The organism is Candidatus Poribacteria bacterium (assembly GCA_021162805.1).
Taxonomy (GTDB): domain Bacteria; phylum Poribacteria; class WGA-4E; order B28-G17; family B28-G17; genus JAGGXZ01.
Map to the genome: position 1 here is coordinate 1 of JAGGXZ010000139.1, position 19,523 is coordinate 19,523.

Here is a 19,523-nt window from a genome sequence, read left to right on the forward strand (position 1 = left end):
CCCTTCGAAGGTGTTCTCGTGTGGCATGAGCTCATCCCCATCGGCTATTCTCATTCTGGCGATGAACCCAAGCCTGGCGATCTTCCGTCCGCCATGCGGGAACTCCTGGCGATATATATATATCGCCGGCCGATCATCCTGCCTCAAAACTCCTTCCCTCAACCATCTGCGGAACCTCTCCGCCGCTTTGGGATAATCGGGCTCGAGCAGCAGGTAGACCATGTTATATGGGTTTAAGCTTTTATAAAACTCCTTCTCTCGATCCGAGATCACATCATACGGCGGGGTAACCACCTCCTCGATCCTCACCCGTGACGTGTCATAAAGCACGCCTCTGAACGGCCTGATCTCCAGCATATCAGCATATCTCCTCCGGCGAGAAGATCACCTCCAACTCCCTTTCGGCGCTTCGGGGCGAATCGGATGCATGAACGACATTTTCCCTGGTGTCAAGCGAGAAATCACCCCGAATCGTTCCGGGTTTGGCCTCAGTTGGGCTTGTGGCACCGATCATCGTCCTGGCGATCGAGATCGCCGATTCGCCCTCTATCGCCATGGCGACGATCGGCCCTGAGGTCATAAACCGGATCAATCCCTCAAAGAATTCCCTCCCTCGATGGGGTTCATAAAGTTCTTCGGCCTTCTGGCGTGAAAGCTTGAGCATCTTCAATCCGACGATCCTAAATCCTTTGCGTTCGAACCTGGATATCACCTCACCAACCAGACCGCGTCTGACGCCGTCCGGTTTCACCAGTATCAGCGTTCTCTCGATCACCCTTCCACCTCGTCCAGAGCCCTTTTTATCCTGTCAAGCCCCTCTTCGATCGTCTCCTCCGAAGTGGCGAAGGAGAGCCTGACGCATCCATCGTCGCCGAAAGCCATTCCGGGCACAAGGGCCACATTGGCCGACTCGAGCATCGCATCGGCGAAATCGAGCGATCCGTTTATGATCTTACCATTCAATCTCTTCCCGAAATAGAACGAGACGTTCGGGAAGACATAAAAGGCGCCTTGGGGTCTGACATAGCTGATCCCCTCTATCTCATCCAGCTTCGAGCAGATCAGATCACGCCGTTTTTCGAAAACCTTTCGCATCCTCTCAACCTCGTCCTGGTCCCCTCCCAACGCCGCCAGAGCAGCCGCCTGCGAGATAGAGGTTGGGTTAGAGGTGCTGTGGCTTTGTATTCTGCTCATGGCGCTGATCACCTCTTCAGGACCGGCGGCATATCCTATCCTCCAGCCGGTCATAGCGTACGACTTGGAGACACCGTTCACGAGGATCGTCCGTTCTTTGAAGGTCTCATCCAGAGCTGCCACGCTTACGTGCTTTAACCCATCATATATCAGCTTTTCATAGATCTCATCTGATATAATGTAAAAATCGGCTTCGACCGCCAGCTCGCTGATTCCCCTCAGGAGCTCTTCCGGATAAACGGTTCCGGTCGGGTTAGCAGGTGAGTTGAGAATGATGGCCTTGGTTTTCGAGGAGATCCTCTTACGCACATCATCCGGAATCATGCAATATCCGGTTTGAGACGATGTTTGGACGATCACGGGGGTTCCGCCTGCCAATCTTACCATCTCCGGGTAGCTTACCCAGTATGGCGCGCCGATTATGACCTCGTCGCCGGGATCGCATATGGCCATGAGGATGTTGTAGATCGAGTGTTTGGCACCACAGGAGATGATCACCTGGGAGGGCGAATAATCGAGTCCGTTCTCACGCCTGAGCTTTTCGACCACAGCCTCTTTGAGCTCGTTGATTCCGGAGCTAGGGGTATATTTCGTGAATCCCGATCTTATCGACTCGATCGCCGCCTCCTTTATCGGGAGGGGGGTGTCGAAATCCGGTTCTCCGGCGCCGAAACTGATAACGTCTATCCCTGCCTTTCTCATCTCGGCCGCTTTGGCGCTTACGGCCAGAGTGGCCGACGGCTTAACCTGCTTGGCTCTATTAGATATCCCTCTTATGGCAAACCTCCACGGGGAAGATTACTCGTGATGATAGGTTTAGTATATCACAAAGGTCATCTATCGTCAAAAACTCTTGAAATGCGCCGAGAGATCTGATAATCTTATTCGGCACTTAAAGCACGAAATGGAGGATGTGCTTTGCCGTTTAGGTTCGCCCAACCCTCTCTCCTGTGGCTTATCATACCCACCCTGATAATCGGCATTGGCATAGGAGTTCGGGATCTGTTCCGGCTGAGGAGAGTCAGATGCGTTGTCCCGATCTCGATCAGGTTGCGGATCTTGAAGCTCTCCCTGCTTATCTGCTCGCTCCTGTTGATCATATTATCCCTGGCTAGACCGCAATACGGCCTCAAATCGGGGATCGTTGAGGTTCCATCGATGGAGCTTATCATCGGCTTAGATGTTTCGGCCAGCATGTCCAGTGAGGATGTTCAACCTGATAGGTTCAGCAGGGCGAAGGAGGAGGCTTTCTCACTGCTGAGGAGGATTTCCGGCGATCGGGTTGGTGTCATACTGTTTGCGGGCCGGGCTTTCCCCATCTGTCCCGTAACTGAGGATCTGGAGGCGGCGCGATTAGCTGTAGATTCCGCCCATATAGATATGGTCCCAGCGCCCGGCACGAAGTTTACCCCGCTCATCGAGGAATCCATCAGCTCGTTCTCCCCTGAGAGGGATACCCCCAAATGTCTGGTGATTATAAGCGATGGAGAGGCTCATGAGGAGATAGATGAGATCCTGAAAGCCGCTCGAAAAGCCCGCGATGAGGGTATCAGGATATTTTGCATCGGAATCGGAACCGTCCAAGGGGCGGTTCTCCCCGAAAAAGGGGTCATCTCCAAGCTCAACACAAGAGTGTTGGAGGGAGTATCCAAAGCTACAGGGGGTATCTGGGCGACAACGGTCGAAGACATCTGGCCTCAGATCGCATCGATCGGTAGAGGAAGGGCTAAAAGGAGGGTTATCAGATATGCGGAGAGATTCCAGTATGCTGCCCTGCCGGCGTTTATCCTTTTAGCGGTGGAGGTACTGTTATGACCAGATACAGGGCCATACTCATCGGTTCGATCCTCATATTTCTCAACGCCTTCTGGATGATGCATGCGTCCATATGGAACGCCGGATATCCCACCACGGTCTCGTTCTTTTACAACGTGATATTCATCCTTTTCCTCATCACCATGTTGAACCTCGCTGTGCGGCATTTAAAAACGGATTTTTCCCTCAACCGGAGTGAGCTTCTGCTGATATACGTGATGCTCTCAGTTGCATCGGCGGTGGGCGGGTTGGATATGCTTCAGATACTCATCCCACTTATAAGCGGGGTTTTCCTGCTGGCCACGCCTGAAAACGAGTGGATGTCCCTTTTCGGGAAATATATCAAGGACTGGATGGTGGTAAGGGATAAGGAGATCCTGCTTCTCTACTCACAGGGTGAATCCACCCTTTACCTGCGCAGACACATAATGGCTTGGGTGAAACCCATAGCCGCTTGGGGTTCGCTCGTCGTGGCGCTGATCATCGTCATGGCCTGTATAAGCGTGATCCTCAGGAGGAGATGGACCGAGCAGGAGAAACTGAGCTATCCGATCATACAGCTCCCGCTGGAGATGAGCCACTCGGGTTTCTGGAGGAACAGATTGATGTGGCTGGGGTTTGCGCTCGCCGGCGGGATGGACGTGATAAACGGATTACATTTTCTCTACCCCTCGGTGCCGGGCATAGGTGGGAAACTTTACGACATCGCCCCATTCTTCACCGAAAAGCCGTGGAACGCCATCGGATGGACGCCGGTGGCCCTCTTCCCATACGCCATCGGCATGGCCTTCTTCATTCCGCTTGATCTGTCCTTTTCATGTTGGTTTTTCTACATCTTCTGGAAGATCGAACGGATAGCCGCTGCCTCCATGGGATTCAGAAATCTACCCGGGTTTCCGTATCTGGATCAGCAGGCATCAGGGGCTTATCTCGGCCTATTCGTCGTGGCGATGTGGGGCAGCAGGCGATATCTGGGCGAGGTGATAAGGAGGGTAATCCACGGAGAGAGGGAAAAACAGGGGGAACCGGTCAGTTACAGGGTCGCCTTCATCCTTGGCGGTATCGCATTTACCTATATACTGCTCTTCTGCCTCAGGGCGGGGATGAGCCTTTGGGTGGCGGTGATTTTCTTCATCCTGTATTTTGCCCTATCGACGGCGATAACCCGCATGAGGGCTGAGCTGGGATCACCCGTCCATGATCTGCACTTTTCAGGGCCGGACATGATACTGACGACCGCTCTCCCCACCCGATCCTTCAGCCCGTACGATCTGACGACCATCTCCTTCTTCCATTTCTTCAACAGGGCGTATCGAGGCCATCCGATGCCCCATCAGCTTGAAGGGTTTAAACTCGCAGAGAGATCCGGCATGAACGTGCGGAGGTTATTCCTGGCCATCATCATCGCCGGGACTTTGGGTTTCTTCGCCTCAGCATGGGGATATCTGGATGCGGCGTACAGATACGGCGGCAAGACGGGATATGCCTGGAGGGCCTTCAGCAGGCTTGAAAGCTGGCTTACAGCGCCTCGTCCGGCCGATATCCCGGCTACGGCTGCCATCTTTGTGGGATTCGGATCGACGCTGCTGCTGTATTGGATGAGAATGCGCTTCTTCTGGTTCCCGTTCCATCCTGCCGGATTCGCCGTCTCGAATAGCTGGTCCATAAACCTATTCTGGTTTTCGATCTTCGTCAGCTGGCTGATAAAATACCTGATACTTAAGCATGGGGGGATCAAAACCCATAGGAAGCTGATCCCGTTTTTCCTGGGATTAATCTTGGGTGAGTTCGTCGTAGGGGGATTCTGGACTCTCAGGGGAGTGCTTTTCAAAACACCCACGTATAAGTTCCTGTTTTAACGACCTTGATCCGATCCTTTGCCCCCTTCCCCGCGGGGAAGGGGGTGAGAGAAGTCAAGCTTTAACGCGCTCCGCCGCCCGATATCGATGTGATCTGCTTTATATCCTCCAGCGAAAGGCTCATCCTACCGCGCGCCACACCTCTTTCGTCCGTTCCCGATTTGGATATGGCCATGCTATATCTTTCGGGAACGTTTTGAATCAGCATATACGTGGCAGCGGCATTCGGTTGAGAAGCTGAGATGGATTTCAGGATAGACTTGATTATCCCCAGCGGCGAGATGAGCACCACGGTTGTCGGTTTCGGTAGTAGCTCTCCGGTAGTCCCGTAAAATCCATCCATATCCGCGGCCGAACTTCCCCCTTCCATGGCGTCTAAGACGTCGTGGATCGGATTTGAGGAGATCGATCCGGCGATTATAAGCCTATCACCTTTGGTGGCGTATAAGATCTTGATCTCCGGAGGAAGTTGAATCCCTCCGCCTTGAGGCGCTGTTTCGGGAGTGACCTTATATTTTACCTTCAGCGATTTTATCTCCACCCCCTTATACAGTTCCGTCTCGCCCTGCTCGACCGATTCGACCTCGAAAGGTATCCGTTGTCCGGGCAACATCCCGTTTAACTTCCTGATCAACCTCGGCGAGGAATCGAGATACCTCCTCACCTTTTCGGGGTCCACAACTTTGAAAACCTGTATCCCTTCATAGAAGGGAGGACCGGAGATGTTGAGGGCAAATGAGATCATATCGCCCACGCCGGCCCAGAAATCACTCACGAGCCTTTCCGTCTCCTTGTCCACCTGGATTTGATCCTTCATCTTCTCACGCGTGAGCATAAATATCCCCTTTAGATCTCCCACCCCGCATACCTGGTAAGGCGGCAGATTCGAGAATTCATCGAGTTTGACGGGTTTCCCCCCGCTGAGGTCCGCCAACTCCGATCCGGATTTGAATCTGACGGCGCTGTCTATCCTCACCTTCACCCCTTCTATTTCGACGTTTATCCCCAGAAGCTGGATCTGACCCATCATATCCGCCGCCATTCTGCTTTGTGCTCTTAACAGGGATACGGCGGGGTTCGATTCGCCCGATCGTTCGATCTGATGGGGAAGCTGCTCTATGAGAGCACCATATATGCCCATTATATCGGCCACCTTTATGAAAGCGGCAACGTCATCATCCATGCTCAGCGATAAGGATTGATATTCGGCGTTCTCCAGGATGGGTTTTGATCTATGGCTGTAAAGATCTATCGCTGCCCTCAGTCCCTCGAAGTCATTGCTGAAGGCGAAGATGTTATGCAATATCGTGTAACACCCCTCGCTGGACCTGTAGTATTTGGCCCCGGAGTAGATATCGGCCTGTGGATTAGGGATCAAAGCGGCCAGTGATGCCTCGAGCTTGGCCCTATCCGCTACGCCTATCAGAACGAAGAACTCCTTCAGATCAGGTGTCGTGAAGACAACGGCGAAATCGCCTTTCACGTCAAATCCGAGCTTCTCCAGATCTGAGACGTTTTGATATTTTCCGCCGAAGGATCTCCTGAGCAATGCCGCCAGAGGATCACCGCCCGGCTCCGTCCCCATCGGCGTCATCTGGGAGACCAGCTCCTTCAGGTTATCGCTCAACCCTCTGAGCGACTTAACCCTCACAAACCCCACCGATGAGTCCGGGATAAGCTGAAGAACGCTCCCGCCTGAAAGCATCGAGAAACTGATAAGGGTTGATATGATCAGGAGATACAATTTGATTCTTCTCATCCCTTACCCCCTGAGAGTTTAAAATTGACTGATCCTTTAGACGATCTCCCGCCGCAGTTAGTTTACCTCGCATGGAATACACTTTCCTTCAGTTTTAAACTGTGTTATAATTCAGGATCAAATCGGATGAGGAGGTTTATCATGGGTGAACCTCTCAGATTTGGGGTGATAGGTTTAGGCGTCGGGATGTCCAGGGCGAGAATGGTTATGGAAGCAAAGGAAGCCGAGCTGGTCGCCGTCTCCGACCTTATCGAAGAGAGAAGGCAAAAGGCGGCGGAGAGCTTCGGCTGTGACACATATGAAAACTACCATGAGATGCTTGAGAGAGATGATATAGACGTCGTTATGGTGATGACGCCCAGCGGGCTTCATGGCAAAATCGGTATGGATGTCGCCAAGGCCGGCAAGCATGTGATAACCACTAAACCCATGGATATCACCCTTGAGGCGTGCGATGCACTGATAGAGACCTGCGAAAAGGAAAACGTCAAACTGATGGTCGACTTCGGCGAAAGATATAACGGATGGAATCGAAAGATCAAAAAGGCGATCGAGATAGGGGCTATCGGCGACCCGATACTAATCGAGGTCAGAATGAAATGGTGGCGATCGGAGGAGTATTATGAGGGATGGCACGGAACCTGGGAGCTGGACGGTGGAGGATCCATAATGAACCAGGGAGTTCACCAGATAGATCTCATGCAATGGTTCATGGGGCCGGTCGATTCGGTATGCGGACATTACGGCGTATACGGACATAAGAACTGTGAGACCGAAGATCTCACCGCTGCCCTCGTTAAGTTCAAAAACGGAGCGGTGGGAACGATTCTCACCACGACCACCTGCCCGAAAGGGAAAACGACCATGATCGAGATACATGGGCTGAAGGGGGTTATAGGGAAAGGTCCCCAGGTATGGGAGTTTGTCGGTGAAGAGCCTCAGATAGAGATTGAGCCGCACCCGAAGAACATCGTAGAGGACGCCATACAGGTTATCAAATACGGAGCCCAACCGGCTGTCGACGGATATGAGGGGAGAAAATCGGTCGAAATAATCCTGGCCATATACAAATCCTCCAGAGAGGAGAGATGGGTGAAACTTCCGCTCAAATGAGGATCTCATCAGGAGGCCGCTCGAACATCGAGCTGCCCCCTTTCAACCGGGGAGGTGAGAGGATAGATGGAGATACCGGAGAAGGACAAAACGATACTACGCCAGCTCGCTGAAAAGGTGGCCGAGATAGCCGATCTGCCCGTGCAGAGGGAGAAAGCCGAGATGTGGCGCCGGCTGAACCAACTTGAACCCGTAAAGCCGATGATCTGGATCAACGAGATCCCCTGGCATGAGATGGATGTAAGCGGTGAGCTGGAGATCCGATCAACACATCCCTTCGCCCGTGGGCTGGAAGCGCAGCTCAGAAGAACCATATACCAGTGGGAACATATGCCGGGAGATATGGTGGTCGAGAGGAAGATCTATTCCCCGTTGGTCATCCGCGACACCGGATTCGGGATCAGAGAGGTATCGGATATCGTCAGGGTCGACGCCAGGGGCGTCGCCTCGAGAAGGTTTCACCCTCAGATCGGAAGCGAGAAGGATCTGGAGAAGATAAAAACGCCTGTGATAACGCATGATGCCGAGGCCAGCGAGCGAAACTATCAGATGATGGTCGATCTCTTCGACGGCATACTGGAGGTTGAAAAGCGAGGGGTGGCCGGAATATGGTTTGCCCCATGGGATCAACTGGTCACATGGTGGGGGGTGGAACAGGTCTTCATGGACCTCATCCTCCGGCCGGAACTCGTGCATATGGCCATGGATCGGCTGGTAAACGCCCATCTCAGCAGGCTGGATCAACTGGAAAAGCTCAATCTGCTGTCATTAAACAACAGGAACGTAAGGATCGGTTCAGGTGGATACGGCTACACCGATGAATTGCCTCAGGAGGATTTCGATCCGAATCACATACGGAGCGCGGATCTATGGGGCTGTGCGACGGCTCAGATATTCTCCGATGTCTCGCCTCAAATGCACGAGGAGTTCGCCCTGAGGTATGAGAGGAGATGGCTGGAGCGTTTCGGTCTGACCTATTACGGCTGCTGTGAGCCGCTTCACCACAAGGTGGGGATCTTGAGGAGCATACCGAACCTGCGCAAGATATCCATGAGCCCTTGGGCGGATCTCGATAGAGCCGCCGAGGAGGTGGGTGATAGCTACGTCATCTCATACAAACCCAATCCGGCCGTTCTAGCTGTGGATGAATGGAATCCCGATTTTGCCCGTAAGGAACTGCGCAGGGCCTTGGAGAAGACAAGGGGATGTGCCGTCGAGGTGATAATGAAGGACATATCCACTGTTCGATACGAGCCGCGAAGACTTTGGGAATGGGCCCAGATCGCCGCCGAGGAGACGGAAAGGGTTATCTCCTCTCGCGCTTAGCCAGGAGTATGGTTATATCGTCGGCCGGAGGTTTGCCACCTCTGAACTCGTTCAGGACATCGAGTATTTTGCGTCCCAATCTATGGGGTGGATCACAGTGGCAGCTGGCCACAAGGTTGAAGAGCCTCTCAAACCCGAAGAGATCCCCTTCAGGGCTTTCGGATTCAACTATACCGTCTGAATACATCATCAGTCCGTCGCCGCTCAACCACTCCACAGTTACGAAGTCGTAGGGGTGGGGATCGAGGTATCCGAAGCCAAGAGGCATATTTGTGGCTTCCAGTTCGATGATCTCCTTGCCTCTACAAAGAAGCGGATATGGATGTCCAGCGTTGACGTAGTGGAACACATCATCTTCAAAAAGCACATAGCAGCAGGTCACGTAAGCATGGGTTCTTCTACCGGCATCTATGACAACCTGTTCGAGGGTTTCCATCACGGCGGTCGGAGACGGGTCGATTCTGATCTGCGTGTGCAGGGCACTTCTTATAAGTGCTACGAGCAAAGCGGCATCTATCCCGTGCCCCCTGCCGTCAGCTATTATGCAACATACCTTTCCGTTGGGCAGAGCGATGTAGTCGAAGTAATCGCCTCCGACCGTCTCAGCAGGCACGCAGGTGCCCCATAGATGCAGATCGCCGACCCTGAGCTCACCCGACGGCAACATATTTTTCTGGATCTCAGCCGCCCGTTTCAGATCCTGTTCCCGCTTTGCCTTCTCCTGCAATACCTCCATCTGGCGAAGCGTATCCTGCCTTATCCTGGAGGTTAACAGACGTAAAAGACGACGGGCGACGCTCGGATATTCCTCGATCATCCTCCAGAAATCATCCCTTGTGATCCGAATGGCTCTCATGGGCTCAGCAGCAACCACCGATGCGCTTCTAGGCGCATTATCTATCAGGGCCATTTCCCCTATGCACTCGCCGGCACCTCTCTGTGTGATCTCCACCCCATCGCGGAGTATTCTCACGCTGCCCTCGATCACCAGATAGAGAGCATCGCCGGGATCGCCCTGCTCGATAAGCACGTCACCCGGCGAATATTCCAATACCTGAGAGGAGAAGGCGAGATGTTCTAGGACTTCGTCCGGCACCTCATGAAAGAGTGCTGCCTTCTTAAGCATCGAAATCGTAGTCATTTCCCCACCGCATCTGTGAATCCGTTATTTCAATCGCTTGATTATACCAGAACCCCTACGGGAAAGTCCAGAAACTATTGGAACCTTCTCTTGCTTCCACGACGGAATTCGGGTATTATTATCCGGCAGACTATCGTGGAGGAGATCGAGATGAGTTCAGGACCGATCGTTAGGCACGTGATCGCGGCCCTTTCATCATATGAGGTCTTCCGGGATTATCGATCGGGCCGGATACCATATGAGGATTACCTCAACTGGCTCGAGGCGAACGCCGAGGATCTGGAGAGAGCGGTCGGCGGCCGACGAACTCTCCGCTTTCTGGCCTCCCGCTATCCCCCCGATTTCGAGGCCAATGCTGAGGCTATCTTTGAAGATCTGCTCCGGGAGGGATTCATCCAAGACCGCCCGGATAGGAATAAGTTCAAACGATTCCGCTCCAGTATGGAGGAGCTCTTCGATCATGATGGGCTTAGAACCTATATCCATCCGGATGAGGCACAGTTGGCTTATATGCTTTCCATGGCGGTGAAACCGAAACGGATGGTGGCGATGGGTTCCTACTATGGCTATTGGGCGATCTGGGCGCTTCCCGGGGTGTCCGAGGGAAGGGGAGAAGCCCTGTTGATAGATCCAAACCCCGGGGTGTGCGATCTCGCTGAGCGGAACCTAAAGCGGCTCGGCTACGATAAGATAGCCGCCGTCATCAGGGACAAAGCCGAGAACGTGATCCCCGATCTTCCGGCGGATGTGGATCTCGCTATGCTGGACGCTGATGGAGATCATTCCTATCCCTCCATCTATCGAGGGAAGGGGATATATGCGCTCCTGGCGGAGCTCATAGCACCCCGTATGAAAGAAGGCGGATTGCTCATCGTGCATAACGATTATCTTCCGGAGGTGGGAGCGAATCGGCTGTCAAAACCGTTCCTTGAACCTCTATGTTCTCGAATTGAGCTTTTTCACGAGGTATGCCGCAGACATTTCAGCCGGGGTTATGTGGCACCGACCCCGGACGGATTCGGGGTGTACCGAAGATGAGGAACTTGCTCCTTCTGCTTTTGACGGGCCTCGGACTCCATGTGGCAAAACCGGGGCTGGAAAGGATGACGGAGCCGCCGGGGAGATTCATCGACCTTAAACCCGATGATATCAAACCGGCGAGAGCCTTCAGAGATGATGAGCCGGTCGTGGGCACCTTCTTCTTCTACTGGTACGATTACCCCTCCAAGGCCCATTTCATCAATCCCGACGGGACAGACGCCTTGGTCGATCATCCCGTGTATCCCGAGATGGTAAGCTACAAATCCAGCAGATGGTGGAGGAAGGAGCTGCTGGACGTGATGGATGCGGGGATAGACTTCATAGCGCCCGTCTATTGGGGCGTTCCGGGGCATCCTGAGGGATGGAGTATCAAGGGTCTTCCCCCGCTCGTTCAAGCCTGGGATTCCCTCCGTTCAGAGGGTAGGCAGCCCCCTCAGATAGCCCTTTTCTACGACACGAGCACGCTTAGGCATAATCCCGATGGGGTTCACGCCGATCTGGCGAGTGAGGAAGGGAAAAGGTGGTTCTATGCGACCGTGCGGGATTTCTTCAGCCTTATACCGCCGCGATGCTGGATGATGAGAAAGGGCGGACCGGTTATCTTTCTCTACAGCGCAGCTTTCGCCGCGAGACAGGACCCTGAGGCGATACCTTATCTCAAGAGGCGTTTCAAGGAGGATTTCGCCTGTGAACCCTTTGTGGTGAAGGAGATCTCCTGGCAGGGGGATGCGGATGCGGTTTATGCATGGGGAGGAGCGCTGAAGCCCAGGATCCATTCCGTAGCATCCATCGGCCCGGGGTATGATCATCATGCCGTTCCAGGCCGAAAACCGCTCGTTGTAGATCGTGAGGGCGGGGATTTCTACAGACGGGCATGGGAGGAGGTGCTGGCGATCGATCCGGAGAGAAGGCCTAGAATGGTAATGATAGAGACGTGGAACGAGTTACATGAAGGGACGGATATATGCGAGACAAAGGAACACGGCAGGGGATACATAGAACTTACAAGGCATTACGTCGAGATGTACCGATATCCCGTTTCCTGTTTCTCGTTATATACCGCTCGGCCGCTATCAGATCCCTGAGGCCGTCCTTAAAAGTTGATAGGGGCTGAGTTTCGAAGAGTATGGAGTTTATGAAATGCTCGGCCATCCTCACGGCGGCAGGATAGCGTGGGAGATCCGGCCTTAGGAATTCACCCGATTTGCCCCTATATATCAGGATGTCGCTCGCATCCTTTGAAAGCGGAGCGGCGAGTTTCAGGTCTATCTTGCCGTCCTCAAAACATATCTTGTAGAACTCCTCCCATCTGTTTCTGAGGCCGTATTGGGCCATCTCGAGCGAGCAGGTGACCCCGCTTTCTGAGATCATCACGACCAAAGCATCGTTCGGATCGATGTAATCTACCCTTATCCCCTCACCTATCAGGTATCTCAATAGGTTTATCTGTCCGATATAGAAGGTGATGAATCTGAGATAAAGGGACTCAAGTCCTGGCGACACATAATCGGGTATCGGCTCAGGCGTTATCCCAAACGTCTCCCCCGTCATCCTCCCATAGGGCCATTCTCTGAAGGGCATGGTGATTCTCACATATGTGATCCTCCCGCATTCCCCCGATCTCCTCCAGTCCTCCACCGTTTTTTTAGCCATCTCCACCGCTGGATCGAATTTCCTGATGTATCCGAGATGGCATGGGGCTTCCGCTTTGTCCGCCATCTCGACAAGGCGCTCGGCCGTTTCAACCGATGCGGCTATGGGAATATCGGCCAGCACCGGTATCCCCCTTTTAATCACATCGGGCAAAAGGATATGATGGGATCTGAAATCCGTGCTTACCACCACGCCATCCGGTTTCTCCTTATCGAGCATCTCACTGTAATCCCGGTAGATCTTCCCGATACCGTATTTTTGAGCGGCCACTTGAGCCGATCTTACTCTATCGTCCGATAAAGCGACCAACTCACACCCCTCTATCTCCCTATAGCTGGCCATATGCAGCAGCTGAGCTCTTACGCCCGCGCCTATGAATCCCAATTTCACCTTTCCCATTTCTCTGACCTCCCCGCGAACCTTCCTCCGTCGATGAAAGGAGCAAAAAACATACCATAAGGCCAATGGGATTGGCATAGAAGTTGCTTCAGTTCGTTAAAAAACATCGAGAAAGGGAGGTTGAAGGCCATGACAGGGTGGCTTTCCAAAAGGGAGAAAGGCTTCACACTTATGGAACTCCTGATAGCCGTGGCCATCGTAGCGATACTGGCCGGTGTGGGTATTCCGGTCTATACGAAGCTGCGCAGCAGCGCCAAACACACCGAGGCAAGCGCTAACCTGGATGGGATCAGGACAGCCGAAGAGGCCTACAAGATGACGAACGGTACCTACATCAACTGTGCTGCCTCTCCTAGGGATGTATCCGATCTGGCGACGGCGGGGAATCAGACGGTGACATGGCAGGATCGGGGGACGGGGTTCACAGCTATAGGGTTTCAGCCGAACTCCGGGGTTAGGTTTGTGTATGAAGAAGGAGCTCGACTTTGCCTTCGGCGTGGAGGGACTGGCCCGGTTCAGAGTCAATCTGTTTCGTCAGCGAGGAACTCCGGCGGCCGTGTTGAGGCTTATACCGTTCAAGGTGAGGGGGATAAGAGAGCTCAGCCTGCCCCCGGTCGTAGCCGATCTGGCCATGAAGCCCAGAGGGCTTATACTGGTGGTCGGCCCGACAGGGAGCGGCAAATCCACCACGCTGGCGGCGATGATAGACCATATCAATTCCAACGCCCGGAAACATATCATCACCATCGAAGACCCGATAGAATTCTGGCATGAGGACAAGCTCAGCTACATCAGCCAGAGACAGGTGGGACAGGACACTGCCTCCTTTTACGACGGGCTGAAATACGCCCTTCGGGAGGATCCCGATGTGATCCTGATAGGTGAGCTGAGGGACTTGGAGACGACCATGGCAGCTATAAGTGCTGCTGAGACCGGCCATCTCGTCCTAACTACACTGCATACCATCGGGGCAGATCAGACGGTGGACAGGATCATAGATATGTACCCTGCCCAGCAGCAGGAACAGATCAGAATTCAGCTCTCAATGACGCTCCAAGGGGTGCTATCTCACGCTCTCTTGCCCAGGAAGGATGGCAGGGGTAGGGTGCTGGCTCTGGAGATAATGGTGGCCACCCCAGCCATAAGGAGCCTCATAAGGGAGGGTAAAACCCACCTGATCAATGCTCAGATACAGACCGGAGGGGAGTTCGGAATGCAGACGCTGGATCAAGCGTTGAGAAAACTATATCTGCGGGGACTGATCAGCTATGAGACGGCTATGGGAATGGCGAGAAATCCTGAGGAATTGGCGAGGATGCTCCGGGGGGCGATAGGTTGGGAAAGGCAGCGCTGAACAAAAAATATGAGGAGGTGCTCAGAAAGAGGAAGTTGCTCACCGAGGAGCAGATAGAGAGGGCTCTAATCGAGGGAACAAGGCGCGGGGAATATCTACATCAAGTGGTTGTCGATATGCACCTGCTCGATGCCACTACCGCCCTTCAGGCCGCCTCGGAGGAATGGGGGATAGGATATGTGGAGCTCATAGACGAAGAGCTCGATCCCGATGTGGTTAAACTCTTCCCCGAGGCGATGGCCAGAAGGTTGATCAGCATACCCATAGGTAGAGACGATGGGACGCTTTCGGTGGCGATGGCCGATCCCTTCGATCTCTTCGCCCTGAGGGAGATGGAGATCAGAACACATTCAAAGCTGAAAATACAACCCTACCTAGCTCTGCCCTCAGAGATAAAGAGAAAACTGGAGGAGATATATGGAAGGGAAAGCGAGGAAGTGGTCTACGACTTCCTCCTTCAAGATGAGCTTGATGAAATAAGGGAGATCGAGGAGTACCTTGAGGAAGAGGAGGAACAGGGAGCGGAGATCGATCTTATGGGGTCCGCCATAGAGGAGACACAACGGTCATACGTGATAAGGCTCGTCTGGAAGATAATCCTTCAAGCTATCAAGGAGGGAGCAAGCGACATACACATCGAGCCTTTCCCCAGGGAATCGGCCGTCAGGTTCAGAGTGGATGGCAGCCTGCAATATAAACGTCCTATTCCCAGGCCGCTCCATAACGCCGTCATATCCAGGATCAAGATCCTCTCCAAGATGAATATAGCCGAAAAGAGGCTTCCGCAGGACGGTAGAATAGGGCTCAAGGTAGGGCCGAGAAAGGTGGAGCTGAGGGTATCCGTCATACCCGCCGTTTATGGCGAAAGCGTTGTTATGAGGATACTGGATAAAAGCAGGGCTATAATGCCGCTTTCGGAGCTCGGATTCAGCGATGAGAACCTGAGGACGTTCGAGGAAATGATAAGGAAGCCCTATGGAATGATACTCGTCAGCGGCCCGACCGGAAGCGGTAAATCCACCACCCTCTTCTCAGCGCTCAACACCATAAAGAGGCCGGAGCTGAAGATACTGACCGTGGAAGACCCTGTTGAGTATAACCTCGAGGGGATAGTGCAGGTGCAGGTCAAGGAGGAGATCGGCCTGACCTTCGCCAGAGTGCTCAGATCCTTCCTCAGACAGGACCCCGACGTAATAATGATCGGTGAGATGAGGGATCAGGAGACGGCCTCCATAGCCATAAGGGCAGCCCTGACCGGACATCTGGTCTTCAGCACCATCCATACCAACGACGCCTCCAGCAGCGTCACGAGGCTGGTAGACCTCGGCATCGATCCATTTCTCGTCGCCGATTCGGTGTTGCTCGTTGTAGCCCAGAGGCTGGTGCGGAGGATATGCGATAACTGTAGGGAGGAGATCGAGCCCACCGGTGAGATGCTCGATCTGCTGAGAGAACATAGGATTCCGCTGGAAGATCTGCATATATCCAGGGGAAGAGGATGTAAGAGGTGTAATTTCACGGGACTGAAAGGGAGAACAGCCATACATGAGCTCCTCGTGGTGGATGAGGAGATAAAAGAGCTTATCCTCAAGGGAAAAACCGCTATGGAGATCAAGGAGTTCGCCAGGATCGAAAAGGGCATGAGAACGCTCAGGGAGGACGGATTCGGAAAGGTCGCAAAGGGGATAACGACCTTTGAGGAAGTGATAAGCAGAACTCTGGAGTGAGAACCATGAGAAGGGATAAGGAGTTTCTAGAGATGATATCATCCGTCCTTTATGAGGCGGAGGATATCGATCTGCTTCTGCAGAGGATAGGGACTTTAGCCAGCGATCTGGTATCCGCCGAGGGTTCATCGATCCTTATCTTCAGCGATGATAGATCTCACCTCTATTTCAAGCACTCCAGAGGCAAAACGGCACCCATCCTGAGAAGAATCAAAGTGAGTTCCGGAATCGCATGGTGGGTCGCTCAAACCGGCGAATCGGCAATCGTTAACGACGTGGAATCGGACTCCAGATTCACCGGAGAGGTGGACAGGATCACAGGGCTTAGGACACGAAATCTGATATGCGTTCCCCTGAAGGAGGGGGACAAGGTCATAGGCGTGATAGAGGTGATAAACAAAGTCGGAGATGGAGGATTCATCCGAGAGGATCTGGAACTGTTGGAGATGCTGGCCCGTCAGGTGGCCGTCGCAATTACGTTCGCCGAGAGGCTAGAGCGATATCGGAACTTCTTCTCAAACTCGATAGAGATATTCGTCAAGGCGATCGAAACGATCGGGGTGAGGAGGGGGATAATGTTCCCCGGGCACTGCTGGAGGATCGCCGAGGCATCCACCTTCATGGGACAGCTCCTGGGGGTAAACGGGAAAGAGCTCGACAGACTCTATTACGGCGCCGCGCTGCACGACATAGGCATACTCGAATGTCGGGATGAGGTATGGGAACCGGTGCTGGAGGAGCCCTGGCAGAGCCTTAAAAACCATCCGGTCGCAGGTGCGAACATGATCAGGGAGATCAAACTCCTGGCCGATTCATCCCCCATAATCAGACATCATCACGAGAACTTCGACGGAACCGGTTATCCGGACGGGTTGGAGGGCGAGAAGATACCCATAGGTGCCAGGATAGTCTCCGTGGCCGAGAGGTATGAGGAGCTGCTGCTCAATTCCTCTCAGACGAACGGCTCGAGGAGGACGATCGTGGATAAAATGGAGGAGATGGCAGGCAAAGAGCTTGACCCCGGGATTGTTGGGATATTCCTCTCAGAGATTCTGAGGGTGAGGGGAGATTAGGAATGGCGAGGTTTAGATTTTCCGCCAGGGATAAAAAAGGAATGCTGAGGAGGGGAACCATCGAGGCGGAAACTGTTTCCTCACTCGTGAGACAGCTTAGGGATAGGGGACTGCGCGTGATGTCCGTCTCACCCATAGGACATAAACCCGGATCAGGCTCCGTCCTGAGGAGGATCGTTCTCATCAAATCTAAGGTCAAGCCCAAGGATCTGGCGATCTTCACCAGACAGTTCGCCATGATGCTTGAAGCAGGTGTAGATATCGTCAAATCGCTTTCGATCATAGAGGAACAGACGGATCATGTGACGCTGAAGGAGGTTATAGGTGAAATCAGAGAGGAGGTGGAGAGAGGACGGTCGCTTGCGGAGGCGATGGGGATGTACCCGAAGGTGTTCGACCGTTTCTACATCCACATGATGGAGGCGGCTCAAACCAGCGGCTCCTACGAGAACGTGCTTATGGATATAGCGACCGATATCGAGAAAAGGGAGAGGATAAAGGGCAAGGTGAAATCATCCCTGATGCCCTCTCTGACAACTCTCGGGTTCGCCTTAATGCTCTGTTTCAGCCTCATAAGGTTCGTCGTCCCTCAATTCGTGGACCTCTATAACGGCGTCGTCAATCTGCCCAGACCGACTCAGATCCTTCTGGACGTGAGCCGATTCATACAGGGACGAGGAGGAGCGATTCTCCTTCTGGGAATTATATCGACAGCCATCATCCTCAAAAAGGCCATATCGAACGGGACAGGAAGATACATATGGGATGAGATGAAGTTCAAGATGCCCCTTTTCGGCCCCCTGATAAGGAAGATCGCCATAGGTCATTTCGCCAGGACCCTGGGATTGCTCTTGGGAAACGGCGTGGATTATCTCCTTGCTCTGGACATCGTCGCCAATGCCTCTAAGAACGTCTTCCTATCCCAGATCCTGCGACGGGCCAGGGATCAGGTTAACAGGGGAATGCTCCTATCCAAGTCGCTCATGGAAAGCGGCATCTTCCCGCCCATGGTCATACAGATGATCTCATCGGGCGAGGAGGCGGCGAGACTTCCGGAGATGCTCGAGAGGATATCCCGCATATGTGAGGAGGAGATAGATAGATCGGTTGAAAGGTTGAGCGGGATGGTGATCCCGATCATGACTCTGATCATCGGCGCTATAGTGGGCGGCATACTGCTGAGCCTCTATCTGCCATGAAAAGGCCGGATGGACTGATACAATCGTTAAAAAGCCGGTTTGAGTACCACATGGCCGATTATCCCCCTCCGCAGCGGGTGATCCTGACAGGCGGACTCTCCCAGTTGCCCTTTATGGTGGAGCTTCTCTCGTCCGAGCTCTCCCTCCCTGTGGAGAGGATAAGATATCTTGACCGGTTCGATCTGGATCGAAGGGGTGAAGGGGTGAAAGAGATGATTGACAATCAAGCTCTGTTCGCCACGGCGATAGGGTTGGCTTTGAAGGTGATGGCGGAATGAAGGTAGTAGAGGTAAATCTGCTTCCACCTGAATATGCGCCTGAAAGCCCATATAGTGTGAGGAACATAATCATACTCCTCCTCTCATTCCTGATACTCGGTTTCCTCATACTCATCGCCTTGCAACTTGTGGCGTTAAAGGAGAGATACGTGGCGGAGAACGTGAGGTTGGTTACAGCGATTAACGCCTTCAAGAAGGAGAAGGGGAAATTGGACTCCCTTCTCGAAAGGAAATCCGAGCTGGAGAAAAGATTCGAGATGGTGAGGGAGGCTTTAGGGAGGAGAAGGACATGGGCGGATAAGCTCACCGATATCTGGAGGGCAATACCGGATGGGATATGGCTTCAAGGCATATATCTGCGCGGGGTGGAATCGCAGGGAATACCATCGCTCAGGATATCGGCTTCCGCCCTCGACCTTGGACGTATAGAGAAGTTCATCCGACGGCTTAAAAGGTCGCCGTATTTTAAGGGGGTTATCTCCATCTCCGTGAATCGTCAAACCACCTCAGGGGGTGGCTTCTATAATTTCGAGTTGAAGCTTCCGCTCAAAGAAGATTCAACAGGCCAGCTTCCACTTACAAGGTAGGTATA

General features: G+C 53.2%; 18 protein-coding genes and 1 pseudogene. 13 read left to right on the top strand and 6 right to left on the bottom strand.

The features are described from left to right. The 3 genes from J7M22_10305 to J7M22_10315 all read right to left on the bottom strand — a co-directional run. Positions 1-357, bottom strand: a 357-nt coding sequence (locus J7M22_10305; protein ID MCD6507002.1) for a DUF1015 family protein, incomplete at its 3' end; no start/stop codon positions are given. Position 358: 1 nt separating this feature from the next. Continuing rightward, on the bottom strand, positions 359-775 hold the full coding sequence (ndk, locus tag J7M22_10310) for a nucleoside-diphosphate kinase (protein ID MCD6507003.1): 417 nt from the start codon (positions 773-775) through the stop codon (positions 359-361). Beyond that, positions 772-1,896, bottom strand: a complete 1,125-nt coding sequence (locus J7M22_10315; protein ID MCD6507004.1) for a pyridoxal phosphate-dependent aminotransferase — start codon at positions 1,894-1,896, stop codon at positions 772-774. The genes ndk and J7M22_10315 overlap by 4 nt, the downstream gene beginning before the upstream one ends. A 216-nt stretch (positions 1,897-2,112) precedes the next feature. On the opposite strand from J7M22_10315, the gene J7M22_10320 reads away from it, so the two are divergent. Next, the gene (locus tag J7M22_10320) at positions 2,113-3,009 is read left to right on the top strand and encodes a VWA domain-containing protein (GenBank protein ID MCD6507005.1); all 897 of its coding nucleotides are present in this window, start codon (positions 2,113-2,115) and stop codon (positions 3,007-3,009) included. Further along, positions 3,006-4,868, top strand: coding sequence for a hypothetical protein (locus J7M22_10325; protein MCD6507006.1), 1,863 nt, complete (start codon positions 3,006-3,008; stop codon positions 4,866-4,868). Before J7M22_10320 ends, J7M22_10325 begins: the two co-directional genes overlap by 4 nt. A gap of 61 nt (positions 4,869-4,929) precedes the next feature. Here the strand turns inward: J7M22_10325 and J7M22_10330 are convergent, their stop codons facing one another. Beyond that, a complete protein-coding gene (locus J7M22_10330) occupies positions 4,930-6,627 on the bottom strand; it encodes a hypothetical protein (protein MCD6507007.1) in 1,698 nt (565 codons plus the stop codon). A 141-nt stretch (positions 6,628-6,768) separates the two neighbouring features. Between J7M22_10330 and J7M22_10335 the strand changes: the two genes are divergently transcribed. Both J7M22_10335 and J7M22_10340 read left to right on the top strand, forming a co-directional pair. Next, positions 6,769-7,740 (top strand): Gfo/Idh/MocA family oxidoreductase, encoded by a 972-nt coding sequence (locus tag J7M22_10335; protein MCD6507008.1) that lies wholly within the window; start codon positions 6,769-6,771, stop codon positions 7,738-7,740. A gap of 66 nt (positions 7,741-7,806) precedes the next feature. Further along, the gene (locus J7M22_10340; protein MCD6507009.1) at positions 7,807-9,066 is read left to right on the top strand and encodes a hypothetical protein; all 1,260 of its coding nucleotides are present in this window, start codon (positions 7,807-7,809) and stop codon (positions 9,064-9,066) included. Here J7M22_10340 and J7M22_10345 read toward each other — a convergent pair. Continuing rightward, positions 9,047-10,207, bottom strand: a complete 1,161-nt coding sequence (locus J7M22_10345) for a SpoIIE family protein phosphatase (GenBank protein ID MCD6507010.1) — start codon at positions 10,205-10,207, stop codon at positions 9,047-9,049. The two genes, J7M22_10340 and J7M22_10345, sit on opposite strands and share 20 nt — an antisense overlap. Before the next feature lie 150 nt (positions 10,208-10,357). Here J7M22_10345 and J7M22_10350 point away from each other — a divergent pair, with 150 nt between their 5' ends. After that, positions 10,358-11,245, top strand: coding sequence for a class I SAM-dependent methyltransferase (locus tag J7M22_10350; GenBank protein MCD6507011.1), 888 nt, complete (start codon positions 10,358-10,360; stop codon positions 11,243-11,245). Then, the gene (locus J7M22_10355; protein ID MCD6507012.1) at positions 11,242-12,333 is read left to right on the top strand and encodes a DUF5010 domain-containing protein; all 1,092 of its coding nucleotides are present in this window, start codon (positions 11,242-11,244) and stop codon (positions 12,331-12,333) included. The genes J7M22_10350 and J7M22_10355 overlap by 4 nt, the downstream gene beginning before the upstream one ends. Here the strand turns inward: J7M22_10355 and J7M22_10360 are convergent. Next, the gene (locus tag J7M22_10360) at positions 12,251-13,300 is read right to left on the bottom strand and encodes a Gfo/Idh/MocA family oxidoreductase (GenBank protein ID MCD6507013.1); all 1,050 of its coding nucleotides are present in this window, start codon (positions 13,298-13,300) and stop codon (positions 12,251-12,253) included. The genes J7M22_10355 and J7M22_10360 overlap by 83 nt on opposite strands. Before the next feature lie 129 nt (positions 13,301-13,429). Between J7M22_10360 and J7M22_10365 the strand changes: the two are divergent. From J7M22_10365 to J7M22_10395, 7 genes and pseudogenes are all read left to right on the top strand, one after another. Continuing rightward, a pseudogene (locus tag J7M22_10365) lies at positions 13,430-13,612 on the top strand (prepilin-type N-terminal cleavage/methylation domain-containing protein). Positions 13,613-13,766: 154 nt separating this feature from the next. Next, a complete protein-coding gene (locus tag J7M22_10370) occupies positions 13,767-14,654 on the top strand; it encodes a type IV pilus twitching motility protein PilT (GenBank protein MCD6507014.1) in 888 nt (295 codons plus the stop codon). Next, positions 14,636-16,381, top strand: a complete 1,746-nt coding sequence (gene tadA / locus J7M22_10375; protein MCD6507015.1) for a Flp pilus assembly complex ATPase component TadA — start codon at positions 14,636-14,638, stop codon at positions 16,379-16,381. Before J7M22_10370 ends, tadA begins: the two co-directional genes overlap by 19 nt. Before the next feature lie 5 nt (positions 16,382-16,386). Then, complete coding sequence (locus J7M22_10380) at positions 16,387-17,454, top strand: GAF domain-containing protein (GenBank protein MCD6507016.1); 1,068 nt, start codon at positions 16,387-16,389, stop codon at positions 17,452-17,454. Positions 17,455-17,456: 2 nt separating this feature from the next. Continuing rightward, positions 17,457-18,653, top strand: a complete 1,197-nt coding sequence (locus J7M22_10385) for a type II secretion system F family protein (GenBank protein ID MCD6507017.1) — start codon at positions 17,457-17,459, stop codon at positions 18,651-18,653. After that, a complete protein-coding gene (locus J7M22_10390; protein MCD6507018.1) occupies positions 18,650-18,931 on the top strand; it encodes a hypothetical protein in 282 nt (93 codons plus the stop codon). Before J7M22_10385 ends, J7M22_10390 begins: the two co-directional genes overlap by 4 nt. Then, entirely contained in the window at positions 18,928-19,518 is a 591-nt protein-coding gene (locus J7M22_10395) for a PilN domain-containing protein (GenBank protein ID MCD6507019.1), read from the top strand. The genes J7M22_10390 and J7M22_10395 overlap by 4 nt, the downstream gene beginning before the upstream one ends. The last annotated feature ends 5 nt before the right edge of the window (positions 19,519-19,523 follow it).

What these genes read in the sequence shown, in the direction of transcription:
- J7M22_10330 (MCD6507007.1), bottom strand. Translation starts at nt 6,627, where the DNA reads ATGAGAAGAATCAAATTGTATCTCCTGATCATATCAACCCTTATCAGT.
- J7M22_10350 (MCD6507011.1), top strand. Translation starts at nt 10,358, where the DNA reads ATGAGTTCAGGACCGATCGTTAGGCACGTGATCGCGGCCCTTTCATCA.
- J7M22_10370 (MCD6507014.1), top strand. Translation starts at nt 13,767, where the DNA reads ATGAAGAAGGAGCTCGACTTTGCCTTCGGCGTGGAGGGACTGGCCCGG.
- J7M22_10380 (MCD6507016.1), top strand. Translation starts at nt 16,387, where the DNA reads ATGAGAAGGGATAAGGAGTTTCTAGAGATGATATCATCCGTCCTTTAT.
- J7M22_10340 (MCD6507009.1), top strand. Translation starts at nt 7,807, where the DNA reads ATGGAGATACCGGAGAAGGACAAAACGATACTACGCCAGCTCGCTGAA.
- J7M22_10325 (MCD6507006.1), top strand. Translation starts at nt 3,006, where the DNA reads ATGACCAGATACAGGGCCATACTCATCGGTTCGATCCTCATATTTCTC.
- J7M22_10360 (MCD6507013.1), bottom strand. Translation starts at nt 13,300, where the DNA reads ATGGGAAAGGTGAAATTGGGATTCATAGGCGCGGGCGTAAGAGCTCAG.
- J7M22_10355 (MCD6507012.1), top strand. Translation starts at nt 11,242, where the DNA reads ATGAGGAACTTGCTCCTTCTGCTTTTGACGGGCCTCGGACTCCATGTG.
- J7M22_10345 (MCD6507010.1), bottom strand. Translation starts at nt 10,207, where the DNA reads ATGACTACGATTTCGATGCTTAAGAAGGCAGCACTCTTTCATGAGGTG.
- J7M22_10385 (MCD6507017.1), top strand. Translation starts at nt 17,457, where the DNA reads ATGGCGAGGTTTAGATTTTCCGCCAGGGATAAAAAAGGAATGCTGAGG.
- J7M22_10315 (MCD6507004.1), bottom strand. Translation starts at nt 1,896, where the DNA reads ATGAGAAAGGCAGGGATAGACGTTATCAGTTTCGGCGCCGGAGAACCG.
- J7M22_10335 (MCD6507008.1), top strand. Translation starts at nt 6,769, where the DNA reads ATGGGTGAACCTCTCAGATTTGGGGTGATAGGTTTAGGCGTCGGGATG.
- J7M22_10390 (MCD6507018.1), top strand. Translation starts at nt 18,650, where the DNA reads ATGAAAAGGCCGGATGGACTGATACAATCGTTAAAAAGCCGGTTTGAG.
- J7M22_10395 (MCD6507019.1), top strand. Translation starts at nt 18,928, where the DNA reads ATGAAGGTAGTAGAGGTAAATCTGCTTCCACCTGAATATGCGCCTGAA.